General features: G+C 63.0%; 15 protein-coding genes. 9 read left to right on the top strand and 6 right to left on the bottom strand.

The annotated features are described in order from the left end of the window. Nucleotides 1-187 precede the first annotated feature (187 nt). Nucleotides 188-1,075 (top strand): LysR family transcriptional regulator, encoded by an 888-nt coding sequence (locus tag NKJ89_RS06010; RefSeq protein WP_352600782.1) that lies wholly within the window; start codon nt 188-190, stop codon nt 1,073-1,075. 179 nt (nt 1,076-1,254) lie between these two features. Here the strand turns inward: NKJ89_RS06010 and NKJ89_RS06005 are convergent, their stop codons facing one another. Then, entirely contained in the window at nt 1,255-2,124 is an 870-nt protein-coding gene (locus tag NKJ89_RS06005; RefSeq protein ID WP_352600749.1) for an NmrA/HSCARG family protein, read from the bottom strand. Between the two features lie 102 nt (nt 2,125-2,226). On the opposite strand from NKJ89_RS06005, the gene NKJ89_RS06000 reads away from it, so the two are divergent. Continuing rightward, nucleotides 2,227-3,120 carry a LysR family transcriptional regulator gene (locus NKJ89_RS06000; RefSeq protein ID WP_352600747.1) on the top strand — a complete coding sequence of 298 codons (894 nt, stop codon included), beginning with the start codon at nt 2,227-2,229 and terminating at the stop codon, nt 3,118-3,120. A 130-nt stretch (nt 3,121-3,250) separates the two neighbouring features. On the opposite strand, the gene NKJ89_RS05995 is transcribed toward NKJ89_RS06000, so the two are convergent. From NKJ89_RS05995 to NKJ89_RS05975, 5 genes are all read right to left on the bottom strand, one after another. Continuing rightward, nucleotides 3,251-4,312, bottom strand: coding sequence for an alkene reductase (locus tag NKJ89_RS05995; RefSeq protein ID WP_352600745.1), 1,062 nt, complete (start codon nt 4,310-4,312; stop codon nt 3,251-3,253). A gap of 32 nt (nt 4,313-4,344) precedes the next feature. Further along, on the bottom strand, nt 4,345-5,325 hold the full coding sequence (locus tag NKJ89_RS05990; protein WP_352600743.1) for an NADP-dependent oxidoreductase: 981 nt from the start codon (nt 5,323-5,325) through the stop codon (nt 4,345-4,347). Nucleotides 5,326-5,993: 668 nt separating this feature from the next. Beyond that, nucleotides 5,994-7,130, bottom strand: a complete 1,137-nt coding sequence (locus NKJ89_RS05985) for a mannonate dehydratase (RefSeq protein WP_352600741.1) — start codon at nt 7,128-7,130, stop codon at nt 5,994-5,996. A gap of 4 nt (nt 7,131-7,134) precedes the next feature. Continuing rightward, nucleotides 7,135-7,920 carry an SDR family NAD(P)-dependent oxidoreductase gene (locus tag NKJ89_RS05980; RefSeq protein WP_352600739.1) on the bottom strand — a complete coding sequence of 262 codons (786 nt, stop codon included), beginning with the start codon at nt 7,918-7,920 and terminating at the stop codon, nt 7,135-7,137. Beyond that, complete coding sequence (locus NKJ89_RS05975; RefSeq protein ID WP_352600737.1) at nt 7,913-8,671, bottom strand: FadR/GntR family transcriptional regulator; 759 nt, start codon at nt 8,669-8,671, stop codon at nt 7,913-7,915. Before NKJ89_RS05975 ends, NKJ89_RS05980 begins: the two co-directional genes overlap by 8 nt. Nucleotides 8,672-8,849: 178 nt before the next feature. Between NKJ89_RS05975 and uxuA the strand changes: the two genes are divergently transcribed. The 7 genes from uxuA to NKJ89_RS05940 all read left to right on the top strand — a co-directional run bounded on the left by uxuA (nt 8,850) and on the right by NKJ89_RS05940 (nt 16,821). Continuing rightward, nucleotides 8,850-10,034, top strand: a complete 1,185-nt coding sequence (gene uxuA, locus NKJ89_RS05970; RefSeq protein ID WP_352600735.1) for a mannonate dehydratase — start codon at nt 8,850-8,852, stop codon at nt 10,032-10,034. Nucleotides 10,035-10,152: 118 nt separating this feature from the next. Continuing rightward, a complete protein-coding gene (locus NKJ89_RS05965) occupies nt 10,153-11,295 on the top strand; it encodes an ABC transporter substrate-binding protein (protein WP_352600733.1) in 1,143 nt (380 codons plus the stop codon). Next, the gene (locus NKJ89_RS05960; protein ID WP_352600731.1) at nt 11,295-12,146 is read left to right on the top strand and encodes an IclR family transcriptional regulator; all 852 of its coding nucleotides are present in this window, start codon (nt 11,295-11,297) and stop codon (nt 12,144-12,146) included. The genes NKJ89_RS05965 and NKJ89_RS05960 overlap by 1 nt, the downstream gene beginning before the upstream one ends. A 27-nt stretch (nt 12,147-12,173) precedes the next feature. Continuing rightward, nucleotides 12,174-13,205, top strand: a complete 1,032-nt coding sequence (locus tag NKJ89_RS05955; protein ID WP_352600729.1) for a sugar ABC transporter substrate-binding protein — start codon at nt 12,174-12,176, stop codon at nt 13,203-13,205. A gap of 69 nt (nt 13,206-13,274) precedes the next feature. Beyond that, on the top strand, nt 13,275-14,258 hold the full coding sequence (locus tag NKJ89_RS05950) for an ABC transporter permease (RefSeq protein ID WP_352600727.1): 984 nt from the start codon (nt 13,275-13,277) through the stop codon (nt 14,256-14,258). After that, on the top strand, nt 14,248-15,780 hold the full coding sequence (locus tag NKJ89_RS05945) for a sugar ABC transporter ATP-binding protein (RefSeq protein ID WP_352600725.1): 1,533 nt from the start codon (nt 14,248-14,250) through the stop codon (nt 15,778-15,780). Before NKJ89_RS05950 ends, NKJ89_RS05945 begins: the two co-directional genes overlap by 11 nt. Before the next feature lie 45 nt (nt 15,781-15,825). Next, nucleotides 15,826-16,821 (top strand): ABC transporter permease, encoded by a 996-nt coding sequence (locus tag NKJ89_RS05940; protein WP_352600723.1) that lies wholly within the window; start codon nt 15,826-15,828, stop codon nt 16,819-16,821. Nucleotide 16,822 lies beyond the last annotated feature (1 nt).

The raw sequence follows: 16,822 nt of genomic DNA, 5'->3' as shown, positions 1-16,822 counted from the left end.
CATCAAAGGCCGAATACATGACCGCTCCAGACTTGCGCCGTATCTGCTAATTGCCTCTTGCCTAAGAGGGGCCGTCCATACATGAGGGCCAGCGGTCAACAAATCGACCGCATCAAAGGCCGAATACATGACCGCTCCAGACTTGCGCCGTATCTGCTAATTGCCTCTTGCCTAAGAGGGGCCGTCCATACATGACGTTCGCTACTTTCTAGCCGTCGCGCGCGCAGGCTCGGTGCGGGCTGCCGGCGAGCGCCTCGGGGTCAATCACTCGACCGTGCTGCGGCGCATTGCCCAACTGGAGGAGCGGCTGGGCGCGCAGATGTTCGAGAAGCTGCCTTCGGGCTACCGCCTGACGGCTGCGGGCGAGGAGGTCCTCGATCTCGCGCACCAGATGGAGGCGTCGTCGCATTTGCTGGAGACGCGCGTCTTCGGTCGCGACCAGAGCGCGCGCGGGCTTTTGCGGGTGACGCTTCCACCGTTCCTCGCCACACACCTGCTCATGCCGGATCTCGCCGACTTCGCGCGTCTGCATCCGGACATCGAGATGGAAATCTCGTCGACCGGCGAGGTGGCGAATCTGACCAACCGAGAGGCCGACGTCGCGATCCGCATTGTCGCCAACCGCAAAACCCTGCCGCTCAATCTGCACGGCCTGAAGGGGCCGGAGCTGTTCAGCGCCGTCTACATGTCCCGCGATCGACTGGCCGCGTGGCATGCTGGCGCGCCTGATCCCATCCGGTGGATCGTCATAGACAACCATGGAATTCCGGACTGGGCGCGCGCGGGAGAAGTTCACACCACGGAAGTTCCGTTCAGGAGCCCGGACGCCGAGACGCAGATCGTTGCTGTACGGCAAGGGATCGGGATGACGAAACTGCCGTGCTTCGTCGGAGATGCCGACCCCCTGCTGGTGAGGGTGCCGGGCACCGACCTGCCCATGCATGGGGCGCTCTGGCTTCTCACGCAGGGGGAGACACGCAAGACGAAGCGCGTGCGGCTCTTCACCGAGTTCGTATCCCGCAGGCTCGCCGCCCACGCTCCGCTTCTCTCGGGGCTGTACGCATCGCGTGACTGACGCCAGGCAGGTCGCCGGCGACGCTTGCCGTAATCCGGTCGGAAGCCGAGCTGCGATCGCTTGATGCGGTGTCGTTCAATCCGCGAATGGCGGGCCGTATCGTGACCGGCGCGAGGGCGGCATACTGGCGGCAGAGCGATGGGGCGGGACGGCTCGCCGCCCGCCGCGGCGCACACTCATCAGGCCGACGCAGCGATCTCGGCTGCGAAGTCGCGATAGGAGCGCAGCGGGCGACCCAGCATGCCGGTCAGGCGATCAACATCCCCTGCCTCAGGAACCATACCAACCACAAGGAAGCGCTCGGCCATGAGACGCATGTCGAGCGCCATCCAGCTCGGTGCGTAATTTCGGAGGTTTTGCTCGAACGCAGCGGTGTCTTTGCCGCCGTAGTGGATCGTCCGCCCGAGAGCTTCCGACCAGATGGCGGCGACATCGGTGCCGGTCAGCGTGTCGGGACCAACGACATTGATCCGCTCGAGGGGAAGCGGCTCACTTGCCTGCGCACGGCGAACGAGCTCGATGGCTGCGATCTCGCCGAGATCGCGCGCGTCGACCATCGCGATGCCTTTGTCACCGATCGGCATTGGATAGACACCGTGACCGAGCACCACGTCCTTCACCGAATAATCGTTGTTGATGAAGTATGCGGGCCGCAGGATGGTGGCGTTGAAGCCCAGCTGCTCCAGCATGCGTTCGACACTGAATTTACCGGCGAAATGCGGCACGTTCACGTAGATGTCGCTGTGAAGCACGGACAGATAGACGATCCGCTCGATCCCGGCCTCACGGGCCAGATTGAGGGCGATCAGCGCCTGGGTAAACTCGTCGGGCACCACGGCGTTGAGCAAGAACAGGGTGGACACGCCCGAGAAGGCCGTGCGCAGCGCATCGACGTCAAGCAGGTCACCTTCTGCGAGGGCAACGGCGGCTGGCAAATTGGCCTTCGAGGGATCGCGGACGAGCGCGCGCACATTAGCGCCGCGCCTGATGAGCTGATCGACGACATTGCGGCCGACGGTTCCGGTCGCACCGGTAACGAGGATAGTCATGTGGTCACTCCTGCTTTTATCAAATCGCTAGCGCTTATTTAGGAGTCCACAAACGCACCGGAAGCTGCCATTTGTAGACACCCCGTCTCACTGGTGGAACACATGGACCTGCTCGCCCTAGCCGACTTCAATCTGGTTGCACGTCATGGTGGATTCGGGCGAGCCGCGCGCGCCACAGGGCGCCCCAAGGCGACGCTCTCGCGGCGCGCCGCAGAACTGGAGAATAGCCTGGGCCTACGCCTGTTCGAGCGCGGAGCGCGTGCCCTGAAGCTCACGCAGGAGGGAAAGGACCTGCATGAGCGAACCAGCCGCTTGCTGACGGAAGTGGAAGAGACGGCCGCAGCGATTGCGTCGGGAGACCGGGAACCGCGTGGAAATTTGCGGATCAGCGCACCATTGCTCTTCTCTCAACTTGCGATGGGTAAGCTGGCGGCAGGCTTCTCGCTCAAATATCCCGACGTTAACCTTGAAGTCACGACCGAGGACCGCGCCGTCGACATGGTCGAAGAGGGGTACGACCTGGCCATTCGCGTCAATCCACGTTCCGATGAAAGCCTGGTGGGACGGGTCTTCATGCGTGATCGGCTTGTGATCGTGGCCAGCCCGCAAGTGGCGAGACCGCAGGACGGAGACGCCGTTCCGGCAGTCGTGCGGAGCTCGGACCGAGGACTCTCATTGTGGAATATCAAACCGGACACGGGGCCGACGACGATCGCGTTCACCCCGGTGCTCAGCCTGTCGTCGCTCATCATGGTTCGCGATGCGGTCGTCATGGGCGTGGGTGCGGCACGGTTGCCGATATCGCTGGTGAGTCATGATCTGGCCGCCGGCACGCTGGTGCATTGGGGGGACGTGGATGGTCCGGATGCGGCCCTGTGGACGCTCTACCCGTCGCGGCGCCTGTTGAATGCCCGCGTTTCCGCCTTTCTCGACCATCTGAGGGAAGCGTTTCCCAAAGGCACTCCCGACGAATTGGCAGCGTTCATTCGGATCTGAAGCCGCCACAATTACCTTACTGTCGGCCAACGCCATCACCCATGTCGCATGGTCAGCTTGATCCGATAACGCAAGCGACGACCGCCAGAAGGCGGCTGCTGCAGTCCGATGAACCACAGCAGCCGACGCGTCAGCCCGCCAGGCGCGGATAGTCCGTGTAGCCGGCCGCGCGACCGCCATAGAAGGTGGATGGATCGGGCTCGTTGACGGGCGCGCCCAACCGCAGGCGCTCGACGAAGTCGGGATTGGCCAAAGCCCAACGGCCGATCGAGGTCATGTCCGCCTGGCCCGAGACGATGTCCTGGTCCAGGGCTTCGCGCGTGCGCCCAAGCCGCAGCACCATCAGGATCGTGGGCCATGCACGGCGGATGTCGGCGAGGAGCTCGTCGCCCCCGCCGTACATCAGGTGGAGATAGGCCAGCTTCAGCGGTGCCAGCGCGGCAATCAGTTCGCGATAGAGCGCAGGACCCTCAGGACCTTCATCGAACCCGCCCAATGGCAGACCTGGCGAAAGGCGGATAGCGGTGCGATCGGCGCCGATCTCATCGGCGACAGCTTGCGCCACTTCGACGGCGAACCGAATGCGGTTGGCGATCGGCCCGCCATAGGCGTCGGTCCGGTGATTGGCGTTCGGCGCGAAGAACTGATGGACGATATAGCCGTTGGCGCCGTGAATCTCGACGCCGTCGGCGCCGGCATCAATAGCCAGTCGCGCGGCCCGCCGGAAGTCCTGCACCGTGGCGGCGACTTCCTCGGTCGTGAGCGCTCGCGGCTCGGGGATGGGCTGCATGCCGCTCGCGGTGAACATCTGCTCACCGGGCGCGACGGCCGATGGGGCGACGGGCTGACGGTGATGCGGCGTGTTGTCCGGGTGCGACATGCGGCCGACATGCATGAGCTGCAGGAAGATCCTCGCGCCTTTTGCGTGAACCGCATCGGTGACCTTGCGCCAGCCGGCGACATGTTCGGGCGCATGGATCCCCGGCGTCGCGAAATAGCCCTGGCCATCGGCCGACGGTTGCACACCTTCGGTTATCAGCAGGCCCAGCGAGGCACGCTGGGCGTAGTATTCAGCGGCGTGCTCGCCCGGTACGCCGTTGAACTCGGCACGGCTGCGGGTCATCGGGGCCAAGGCCAGGCGGTGGGGCAGGTCCATTTGGCCCACGCGGACCGGATTCCAGATCGTCGTCATGATAAACTCCTTGAAAGTTGAAAACTTGGTGATCAGCGGGTGAAGTCAGCGACGATCTTGCCGGGTGCGTGGCCGGCGCGATTGCGCTCGATTGCGGAGGCCAAATCATCGAAGCCCACCACGTCGGCGATCGTCGATCGCAGGGCGCCGACGGCGACCTGCTGGGCGATCGCGGACAGGCGCGCGGTGTCGGGCTTGTTCGATAAGAAGACGCCGCGGCGGCCTGGCGGCGTACGCGATGCGAGGTCCGTAGCGGCGATGCTTACGAGAAGGCCGTCGGGCGACAGGAGTGCCCAGGAGCGGTCCACGACCTCACCGCCGACGAGGTCAACGACGAAATCGATGTCGCGCGCAAGCAGCTCGAAGTTCTGCTGCCGGTAGTCGATCACCTCATCCGCGCCGAGGGCCCGGACATGCGGCAGGCTATTGGTCGAGGCCGTGGCAAAGACGGTCGCTCCGGCCGCCTTGGCGAACTGGATGGCAAAGCCGCCCACGCCGCCGGCTGCGCCATGGATCAGCACCCGCCGTCCGGAGAGGTCGAAATCCGCGGCCTGAATGACATGCCAGGCTGTCATCGCCGCGACGGGAATGGCCGCTGCCTCAACGTCCGACAGGGCTGACGGAGTCAGGACGAGCTTCTCGGCGTTGATGACGAGATGGTCGGCGTAGGCCCCGACGCCACCGAGGGCGGCCATAACCCGATCCCCGGTCTTCACGCCCGTGACGCTGGGGCCGGTCCGAAGCACGACGCCGGCCATTTCGATGCCAAGTGTCGCGGGCAGGGTCAGCTTGAAGCGCTCGCGGAGGTAGCCTTCACGGATTTTCCAGTCGATGCCGTTTACCGCGGCGGCCTTGACCGACACCAAGACCTCGCCCGGACCCGGCTCGGGCGCGGATACGCTATCGACTGTCAGGGATTCGGGGCCGCCATATGTTTGAAGACGTAAGGCGCGGCCGGGGGCAAGCGGCTCGGATGTGGAAGCCCCGCGCTTGAGATCAGCGGATTGGATCATGTAGGTTCTCCTTCTTGGCAGAAGGTATGCGTTCGAAATCCGAGCCATAAGTCATCGAAATAAGACGGTCTGTCTCGCTGGAGAGACACCCGGATGGCCCTTCCAGCGTCGCCAATTTCGTAATTGTCGCCTTATCCGTCGGTGCTTTTCGGCCAAGCGGAAAAGCGGTCGACCGACGGCGACCTTGTAGCGGCGTGTGATCGGGCTTGAGGAAAGCCTGGGGCTATTCGAACGACGTGACCGCACGGTTGAGCTCACGGATGGCGGCCAGCGCTCTTTGCCGAACAGAAAGCTGGCTCGGCGAACTGCGTGTGATCCAAGTGTAATTCCGCAGCGGTCAAGGTGAGTTGCACGGGGACCGTAGATCAGTGCACCGGTGCTCATCTCTCACTTGGCTATGGGAGGTCTCCTTCTCATAGATCGTGCTGTCGGCGAGCGGGACGATCGGTCGGCGTTCATGCCGCTTGATCTTGCCCGTTCGCATAGGTGTCGAGATACTGAGGATGGGTGCTGACGGTATTTTTGGCGGCGTTTCCGGTTCGGAGCGGCGGACGCCGTCCGGGGTCGCGAGCGAAGCCGTTGACCAGCCCGCCATGGGCACTCAGGTCGCCATCAGTTCGCCCTCAACACGTAGGTGGGGACGCGCCGTAGATCTCACCAGGTTGGGATCATAGAGGCGCGTCGATTTTATCATGAGGCTTTTGTCCGGATCTTGCTTGGGCGGTCCGTGAAGGCCCCAGCGCAGCAGCGTTCTGGACCAGCGCGCGCATGTAGCCCAAGGCAAAGGCCTTTCCGGCGTGCCAGGGCGCGTCGCAGGACATCTCCGGCGTATGGTCGGGGATCATCACGCCGTCATAATTTTCATCGCGCAGGATGCGGACTATCTCGGCCATGTCGATATCGCCGTCGTCCACGAAGGTTTCGTGATAGTTCGGAACCTTGCCACGCACATTGCGGAAGTGGATGTAGCCGATGCGTTTGCGTCGTGCGAAGCGCCTGACGTGTCCATAGATATCGTCGGTGCCAGGCATCTCCTGCAGCGAGCCGAGGCAGAGCTCAAGTCCATTGGACGGCGAATCGAGCATGTCCATCAGCCGGTCGTATTTCTGCGGCCGGTTGACGAGCCGCACGGTACCACGCAGCGCTTCGGCCGGCGGATCGTCGGGGTGCGCCGCCATCACAATGCCAGCTTCTTCGGCCACCGGTATGATCTCGCGAAGGAAGACATCGAGCCGCTGCCAAAGCTCGTCGCTGCTGACCTTCACCGGCTCGGCATTCGGCCGGCCGGCACGGTAGCGCATGTTCCAGACCACGCCGTCGGGGAGGGGCATATCGGGATCGATGGCAGCGAGATCGAGCCCCACCGACATCGCCTCGCCCCGAGCGAATGGGCCGCGCGACCAGCCCCAGACCCCGGCGATCGAGAAGTTGTAGCCGATACAGGGAATACCGGCACGTCCGGCATCGCGAACAAGGCGCTTCAAGCCTTCGATCTGTTTTGCCCTGTCAGGACCGCCGAGCAGCACGTCCGACCAGAAACGCGGTGAGAAATTTTCGATCGCGGCGATTTCGAGACCGTTGTCGCGCACGGTCTTCACCAGAGCGACGAAATGCTCGTAATCCCACAGTTCATCGGTTGAGCAATCGCCCCAACCCTCGGCCTCGCTGCCGGCGGACAGCGAAGGATCGCGGCCGCGAAAATAGTTGGTGAGGTGGGCAACGATGTGGGTGGCGCCTGCCTGGCGGGCAAAGCGGAAATTATCAGCGGTCAGCGACTCCCGGTAAAGGCCAAGGCCGATCTTCATGGTTTTACTTCACGCCGATACCGGCGGTCAGGCCGCCATCTATTCTGTAGTCCGCGCCGGTGCAGAAGCCGGCCTTCGACGAGCACAGGAAGGCGATCAACTCCGCCACCTCTTCCGGTTCCCCGATGCGGCCAAGCGGATGGGCCGCGCCGAAGCGCCGGTAGGCCTCTTCGACATCGGCATCGCTGCCATTGTCGCCGCGTGCGGCCTTCTCGAGTATCGGCGTACGGATCGAGCCTGGGCTGACCGAATTGACCCGGATGCCCGCCGCAGCGTAATCGAGCGCCAGCGATCGTGTCAGCGTGTGGATGGCGCCCTTGGTCGTGGCATAGGCGGCGACGTTTTGCTGGCAGGCAAAGCCCTGCACCGAAGCGACGTTGACGATGGCGCCGCCGCCACGCTTGATCATTTCCGGGATGCCGAAATGGGCGGTCAGATAGATTGAACCGACATTGACCGCCATCGCCCGGTTCCAGGTTTCCCAGTCGGTCATCGTTGCCGTCCCATAGGGATGAACCGCCGCGGAATTGACGATGACATCGATGCCGCCAAACCGCTTGACGCCCGCCGCGACCGCGTCGCGAACCTGGTCGGAAACGGAAACGTCCACCGTCTGCACCAGCGCATTCGCTCCGGCTCCGATGAGGCTTTCCTGCATGGCGGCATTGGCTGCCCCATCGATACCGCAGGCGACGATCGCAGCACCTCCTTGCGCCAGACGCTTCGCGGTGGCGAGCGCGATGCCGGTCGTGCCGGTGATCAGCGCGACCTTTTTCTCAAAGTCAGACATGATGCAAATCCTTGGAAGGGTCCGTCAGCGCCGGCGAGGTGCGGGCGTTTTCAAGGTCGTCGGGGACGAAGCGCAGGCCGGAATCGAGATGCCGGCTCATCAGGTAGCTGTAGGCAATGCGGTCGCGCGCCCGCAGAGCCGCAATGATCTCGCCATGGGCTTGGCGTGTCTCGCTCAGCACCGGCCGGATCGATTTGCCGACGGTCATGATGTGCAGGATGACCGGCGACAGGAACTGATAGGTCTGCACCAGCATGCGGTTTCCGGCGAGCTTCATCAGCGCCAGGTGGAAATCGAAATCGCGCTGCGCGGCTTCCTGGACATCCTTGCTGGCTTCGATCAGGCCGTTGACTTCGTCCAGGGCGTCGAGTTCGGCGGTGCTCGCATTAAGGACGATATGGTCGCCGATGCCCAATTCGATGATGCGGCGAAACCCCTGTATGTCGTGAAAAGAGGTCCTTGAAATATCCATCTGAGCGGCGAAGAAGTTCTGGATAGCGACATTCTGGCGGTCGGCCAGCACTGCGCCGACACGCGGCTTGGGATCGATCAGTCCGTACGTGCGGATGGTGCGCAGCGCCTCGCGTATCGTGTTGCGGCTGGCGCCGAACAGCTCGCCAAGTTCCCGTTCCGTGGGCAGGACGTCGCCCACGGACATGGCGCGGTTTCGAATGAGGTCGAGAATCTGCCGCACCGTCTGGTCGACGGCCGAACTGCTGACCCCGGCATCGTCCGCCGCTTCTTGATCCAAGGCATTGTTCCTTCTTATTTGTTGGACCAAGGCTAGGCTGAAACGGATAGGAAATCAATCAGCACCCGGAGAAAGGTCGAAAAAGGATCCCGCCATCGGTCGATTCAAGAAGAATTCAGCGTGTTGACAGGTCTGTGGTCCAACAATAATGTCGCCCACCTGACATTGAGGAGGCTTCATGGAACAGTGCTGGCGTTGGTATGGACCGAACGACCCGGTAACACTCGATCATGTTAAGCAGGCGGGCGCGACAGGCGTGGTGACAGCCCTGCATGATATCTACGACGGGCGCGCATGGCCGGTCGATCGCATTCTGGAGCGCAAGCGCATCATCGAGGCGGCAGGGCTGACCTGGTCGGTTGTCGAGAGCATCCCGGTCCACAATTCCTTCAAGATCGGCGCACCGGAACGCGAGCGCTACGCTGGCTTCTATCGCGACAGCATCCGCGCACTTGCCAAGGCCGGCATTGCGACGGTCTGCTACAATTTCATGCCCGTGGTCGACTGGACCCGCACCGACCTGGCCTATCGGCTGCCGACCACCGGCTATGCGCTGCGGTTCGACGCGGTCGATTTCGCGGCCTACGATTTGTTCGTGCTGAAACGCAGGAACGGCGCGGCAAGCTATACGCCGGCGCGTATCGCCGAGGCGGAAGCGCGGCTGAAGGAATTGGGCGCGGAGAAGATCGACCAGATCGAACGCAACCTGATCGCCGGCCTGCCGGCGACGGAGCGCAGCTACAACAGGGACAGTTTTCGTGAGGCCCTGGCGGAATACGACGCGATCGGACCGAAGGAGCTGCGCGACAACCTTGCCTGGTTCCTGCGCGAGATCATTCCGGTGGCCGAAGAGGAGGGGGTGCGCATGTGCATCCATCCCGACGACCCGCCCTTCTCGCTCTATGGCCTGCCGCGCGTCGTTTCGACCGCCGAGGATGCGCGTTTTATCCTCAACGCCGTCGACAGCCCGGCCAACGGCCTGACGTTCTGCACCGGCTCCTACGGCACGCGCGCCGACAACGACATCGTCGCCATGGTCAAAGAATTCGCCGATCGCATCCATTTCGTCCATCTGCGCAACATCACCATCGAAGATGACGGCTCGTTCTATGAAGCCGAGCATCTCGAGGGCGGCACCGACATGGCGCATGTCATCCTCGCTCTGATGCAGGAAGAGGCGCGGCGCCGCAACGAGGGTCGCGCCGACTGGCGCATTCCGATGCGGCCGGACCACGGCCATCTGCTCGCCGACGATATCGGCAAGACAAGGATCAATCCCGGCTATTCGCTGATCGGTCGGCTGAAGGGCCTTGCCGAGCTGCGTGGCATCATGCGCGCCGTGGAACGCTTCGGTCTGGCTTGAAGCCCGTCAGGAAACAACCCGCAGTTTGCATATGTAAAAGTTACTTGTCTATGTGAAAATAGGTGCTACGAATGCGGGCCGGGCGGACATGCTCGGTTCCAGGGAGGAATTGCCTGAAATGACAAGACTGCGCGGTCTTGCGTGGGATCATCGACGTTGCTGGGGTCCGCTCGACGCCAGCGTGGCGCCGTATTGCGCAGGCAATCCGGGCCTCGAAATCGAATGGGACCGCCGCAGCCTCTATGAATTCGGCGAGGGTGCCCTCGGTCCGCTGCTCGGCACTTACGATCTGGTCGTATTCGACCACCCCTTCATCGGCGACATCGCGGAGGATGGGCTGATGGTGCCGTTCGACGCCTATTTGTCGGCCGAACAGATCCGTTTCTTCGAACACGATTCGGTCGGTGCGTGCTGGCGTTCCTACGCAAGGAACGGACGCCAATGGGCGTTGCCCATCGATGCCGCTTGTCAGGTCGCGTCCTATCGCCCGGATCTCCTGGATCGTTACGGGCTGGTGCCGCGCACACATGACGAGGTGGTCGAGCTTGGCCGGCGCGCCCGCAAGAACGGCAAGTGGCTCGGCCTGCCGTCGGTCTCGACGGATGCCATGTGCATGCTTCTGACGCTTGGCAGCCCACAGGACAACGGTGAGCAATTCATTGCCAGGGAGATGGTCGAGCAGGCTGTCGCTCAATTGCGAGAGCTCGCGGCGCTGTCGCATCCGAACTCATCAAAGTGGAACCCGATCCGCTGCTATGACCACATGATCGCGCATGACGACGTGGTCTATGTGCCTTTCGCGTTCGGCTATGTGAACTATGCCTCCAGGGCCGACCGGCCGTATCTGCGCTTTGCCGACGTGCCGACGCCGCGTTCCGCCGGAGCCTTGCTCGGCGGTGCCGGTATCGGCGTCAGTGCCCGGTCGAAACACAAGCAGGCCGCGATCGACTACGCGGTGTTCCTGTGCTCGCCCGAGTACCAGCGCGGCGACTATGTGAAGTCGGGCGGACAGCCGGGATCGCTGGCAGCCTGGAAGGATGTCGAGGTCAACCAACTCTGCGGCAATTTCTTCAACTCGACGCTTGCGACGATCAGCTCGTCCTATCTGCGTCCGACGCATCCTGGCTTCATCGGCTTCTTCCGCGAATGCGCGCCGCATGCGGCCGCTGCCATCGCCGGCGACATTTCGGCGGCCGAACTAGCAGACCATGTGAATCGCCTCTACCGCGAAACCAGGCAACCGGAACGGAGCATTGCGTGATGGCCGCCAGTATTGCCGAGACGCTCGACGACAGCGAAAGCGGCCGCAACGGCTATCGTGTGCCTGCGGTAGACAAGGCGCTCGACGTCCTTGAGTTCATGGCAGCCAGCGCCGAAACGCTGACCCAGACCGAGATCGCGGCCGGCCTCGGACGCTCCATTCACGAAATCTACCGCATCCTGCTCCTGCTGGAAAAGCGCGGCTATATCTTTCGCACGCAGTCCGACCGCTTCCGCCTGTCGCTGAAGCTGTTCGAATTGGCGCACATGCACCCGCCGGTGAACCGGCTGGTCGAATGCGCGCTGCCGGTGATGCGCGAGCTGACCGCCAATGCCGATCAGAGTTGCCACCTCGTGGTGCGCGAAGGCCAGAACGCGCTGGTGGTGCTGCAGATCGATTCACCACTGCCGATGCGCTACTCGGTTGCCTTGGGCTCGCATTTCCCGATCCTCGAAACCAGTTCAGGCGCGGTCTTGCTCGCCCATTCGAACCGGGCCGAGCGCGACCGCATTGTCGATCGCATCGTGACCGCCGGCGAAGGACAGGGCACGCGGGCCGAAATCGAGGCACGGCTGAACGAGGTGGCCAGGCTCGGCTACGAGATGCGTGCCTCGTTGGCCGTCGAAGCCTGCACCAACATCTCCATGCCGGTGCGCGATCACACCGGCGCCGTCATCGCCGCACTCACGGTCCCGCTGCTGCCGCAGAAGGCCGCACGGTTCGACCGGCAAACCGTCTTCGAACGCACCCGGGCAGCCGCCGAGAAGATATCGGCGGAGCTCGGCTGGGGGGAATCCAACTCTTCGTTACGTGCCGACCCGGAACGGCGGGGCTATCCGTTCAGCGATTAACAAAAGCGATAAACCTGGGAGAAGAAAATGCACTGGTCCAAGTCAATCCTGTTTGCATCCGCGGCCGCGCTGGCCATGAGCGCGGCGGCTGCACATGCCGAGAACATGCCCAAGCGCATCGGGTACGTCACCAATTACGCCACCCATGAATGGTACCAGAACGTCATCAAAGGCATGAAGGCTCACGGGAAGGAACTCGGCATCGAGGTCGAGGTGCAGGACGCCAATCTCGACATATCCAAGCAGGTCGCCGCAGCCGAAGACTTCATCGCCAAGGGCGTCGATGTCCTGATCATCACGCCGGTGAATGAAGAAGGTGTGGTACCGCTGCTGCGCCAGGCCAAAGCCGCCAACATTCCGGTGGTGCTCGAGGGCAATCCGGTCAAGGGCATGACGACGATGGTCGCCATCTGCGACTATGACACCGGCTATTTCTCCGGCGTCGAAGCCGGCAAATATGCCAAGGAAAAGCTCGGCGGCGTTGCCAAGGTGATGAATGTCGGCCTGCCGCTGCTCTCCGCCACGGTGCTGCGCTCGCACGGCTTCATGGACGGGCTGAAGACCGTCATTCCTGACGCGGTCATGGTCCACGACCTTGACGGCGGCGGCAATCCCGACCGCGCTCTCGAAGTGTCTTCGGCGGCACTCGCCAAGAACGCCGACATCAACATCATCTACGGCATCAACGACTCGTCGTCGCTGGGCGGGCTGCAGGCCTGGAAGGCGGCTGGCAAGCCGCAGGATGGCCTGTTGACCGTCGGCACCGGCGGCGAGGGGCTTGCCTTCATCAACGCGATGCAGAACGAGCCGTCGTATCGCATCGAGGCCGCGATGTTCCCGGAAAAAGAAGGCTTTACCGCCATCGATGCAGCGGTGAAACTGTTCAACAACGAGGAAGTGCCGGAGCACATCGTCAGCCCGACCGCGCCGATGAACGGCGAGGACTGGAAGAAGTTCTACGATTATGACGGCACCACCCGCACCATCAAATGGGATGCCGTCAACGCACTGCAGCCGCCGGCAAAGTGCATGAAGACCTCCGCCGACCTGAAGAAATAAAGCCGGCTGACATTGCCCTTCCCGCATTGCGGGAAGGGCGCCTGAACCATAGCGGCCGAATGGATCGAGATGAGCGAGCTTACACACGCCTCCGCGCCGAAGCGCTTTGTCGGTGGCCAGCTGCTGGGCAGCAGCCAGCTTGTGCTGGGTGTCATCCTGGCGGTGCTCTGCATCGCCATCTCGATTGCGGCGCCGCAATTCTATTCGGAGGCCAACATCATCGCCATTCTGCGCCAATGCGCGCTGGTGCTGATCGTAGCCTCGGGCATGACCATGCTCATCATCACCGCCGAGGTCGATCTGTCGGTCGGCGCTTCACTCGCCTTCGTCGGCTGCATCGGCATGGCGGTGCTCAATTCTACACACAGCCTCACGCTTGGCTTGCTGGCGGCGCTTGCCTTTGCCGGCGGGGTCGGCCTGTTCAATGGGCTGGTCGTCACCAGGCTGCGCGTCAACTCGCTGATCGCCACCATCGGCACGATGATGATGCTGCAAGGCGGCGTCTATCTGTTCACGCGCGAGGCGGTGCAGAACCACAATCAGCTCGCGAGCTTCACCGATCTCGGCGCCGGCTACGTCGGCGCGGTGCCGGTCCCCGTCATCCTGGCGGCGCTGATCTTCGTGGTTGCCTATGTGACGCTGCGCTTCACCACGCTCGGCCGCTACCTCTATGCGGTTGGCGCCAATGAAAGGGCGGTGCGCCTGTCCGGCCTTCGGTCCGAGCGCCTCAAGCTGTTTGCCTTCGTCCTCACCGGGCTCTGCGTCGGCGTTGCCGGCATGATCCTGTCGTCGCTGATGAATGCCGGCCAGCCGACCGCCGGCCGAGGCTTCGAACTGACGGTCATTGCTGCCGTCATCCTCGGCGGCACCAGCCTGCTCGGCGGCCGTGGATCGCTGTTCGGCACCTTGCTCGGCGTGCTGGTGCTGAAGGTGATCGACAACGGCATCATCATTCTCGGCTGGAACCAGGACCTGCAGATGGTGGTGCCGGGCGTCGTCATCATCCTCGCAACCTATCTCGACATCATCCGGAACAAAGCCAATGTCCGTTGATTTCCTTCACCCTGGCGAAGGCGGGGCCATCGACACCAGTGTGCCGGCGCTCGAACTGCGCGGCATCGACAAGCGCTTCCCCGGCGTCGTGGCGCTCGACAATGTCGACTTCAGCCTGGAGCCCGGCAAGATCCATGCCTTGATGGGCGAGAACGGCGCCGGCAAGTCGACGCTGATCAAGATCATGGCTGGTGTCTACGGCAAGGATGCCGGCACCATCCGCATGCGCGGGCACGAGGTCGACATCAAGTCGCCGCGCGACAGCTTGAAGGAAGGCATCAAGGTCGTGTTTCAGGAGATCGCGCTGATCTCCGAATTCACCGTTGCCGAGAACATCTTCCTGGAAGGCTATCCGACCGGCAGAGCCGGCTCGATCGACTGGAAGAAGATTCGCGCCGATTCCGCCGCACTGTTCAACCGCATCGGCTTCAACGTCGATCCGGCGGCACGCACGGGATCGCTGCCGGTCAGCCAGCAGCAGATGGTCGAGATCGCGCGTGCGCTCGCCCATGAAGCCCGCGTCGTGGTGATGGACGAACCGACGTCCTCGCTGACGCCGAACGAGGTCTCGCTGCTGTTCACAGTCATCCGCCGGCTGGCCAGCCTTGGCATCGCGGTAGTCTATGTCAGCCACAAGCTCGACGAGGTGTTCGAGATCGCCGACACGGTGACCGTGCTGCGTGATGGGCGCCACATCTCGACCAGGCCGATCAACGAGCACACCAACGACACGCTGATCCAGGACATGATCGGCCGGCGCATCGACAATCTGTTTCCCCGCCAGCGTGGCGCGGCGGGCAGCAAGGTCGCGCTGTCGGTGGAGAACCTCACCACGGCGAAGAAGCTGACCGACGTCTCCTTCAAGGCACGAGCCGGCGAGGTGCTCGGCTTCTTTGGATTGATGGGCGCTGGCCGCACCGAACTCGCCAAGGCGATCGTAGGCTATGACCCGATCACTGCGGGCACGATCACCGTCGACGGCAGCCGGCTCGTGCCGCATGACACGCGCACCGGCGTCAAGCTCGGCATTGGCCTGCTCACCGAAGATCGCAAGAGCGAAGGGCTGATGGGCGAACTGCCTGTCTACCAGAATGCAAGCCTGGCCTCGCTCGGTGCTTTCGCCCGCCTGGGGTTCGTCGACAAGGCGAAGGAACACAAAGCGGTGCAGGACTATGTCGACCGTTTCCGCATCAAGACGCCCAGCCTGTTCCAGCAGGTGAAGAACCTGTCGGGCGGCAATCAGCAGAAAGTGCTGATCGCGCGTTGGCTGATGCGGGGCCTGAAAGTGATCGTCGTCGACGAGCCGACTCGCGGCATCGATGTCGGCGCCAAGTCGGAAATCTTCGCGCTGATCGACCGGCTCGCCGGCGAGGGTCTGGCGGTGGTCATGATGACGTCCGAGATGCCGGAGCTGCTTGGACTTGCGGATCGGATCGCGGTGATGTGCGAAGGCCGCCTGACCGTGATCATGTCGCGCGAGGAAGCCACACAGGAGAAGATCCTCAATGCGGCGATCGGGTAAGATGACGACATCCAGCGATCAGCCCCAACTCGAAGGGAGCATGAGATGAGCCTTGCAGCCACGGCTTCCGCAAAGGCCCAGCCATCCATGCTGGTGCGGCTCGTTGCCCGGCAGGAACTAGCGCTGCTTGTCTGCCTTATCCTGGTTCTGGCGTTCTTTTCCTTCACGGTCGAGAATTTCTTCTCCGTGCGCAATTTGACCAACGTGCTTGGCCAGGCGTCGCTGCCGCTGATCGCCGGCATTGGCTGCGCCATCGTGTTCATTTCCGGCGAGGTCGACATCTCGATCGGCTCGCTGCTCGCGACCATTGCCCTGCCGCTGATCATCATCATGAACGACACCAACTCGCTGTGGCTCGGCATCGGTGGCGCGCTGCTGTTCGGCCTGATCATCGGCGTGGTGAACGGCTATCTCACCGCTTATGCCGGCATCAACTCGCTGATCGTGACTTTGGGCACGATGTTCATCATGCGCGGCGGTGTCTATCTTTATACCGGCCAGCGCGCCATCCCGGACGATGCCAGCCTCGACAGCTTCATCGCTCTGTCGGATGGCCGCCTGTTCAACACCATCCCCTATTCGGCTGTCATCGCGATCGTCCTTCTCGCCGCCTTCGCCTACATGATGCAGCATCGGCCGTTCGGACGGCAGATCTATGCCGTCGGCGGGAATCAGGAAGTGGCGCGGCTGGCTGGCTATGATGTGCGGCGCGTCAAGTTCATCTGCTTCATCATCAGCTCACTGCTGGCGACGGTTGCGGGCATTATTCTCGCCGCGCGCGTCGGCTCGGCGCAGCATACGGCGGGGCTCAATTTCGAATTCCAGGTCGTCGCCGCAACGGTGCTCGGTGGGGTCAGCCTTGCCGGCGGCATCGGCAGCCTGACCGGCATGGCGCTGGGCGTGCTGATCCTGCAGTTCCTGTCCAACGGACTGCGCGGCCTCGGCCTGCCGACCGAATGGCAACTGGTCATCACCGGCATGATCATCATCGCCGCGGTCGCCTTCGACGAGGCGAAACGCCGGCGTGCGAATGGAGGCTGAC

It is taken from the genome of Mesorhizobium sp. M0047 (genome assembly GCF_040323315.1).
Classification (GTDB): Bacteria; Pseudomonadota; Alphaproteobacteria; order Rhizobiales; family Rhizobiaceae; genus Mesorhizobium.
Note: the sequence above shows the minus strand (reverse complement) of the source record. Positions and strands in the feature narration are given on the sequence as shown.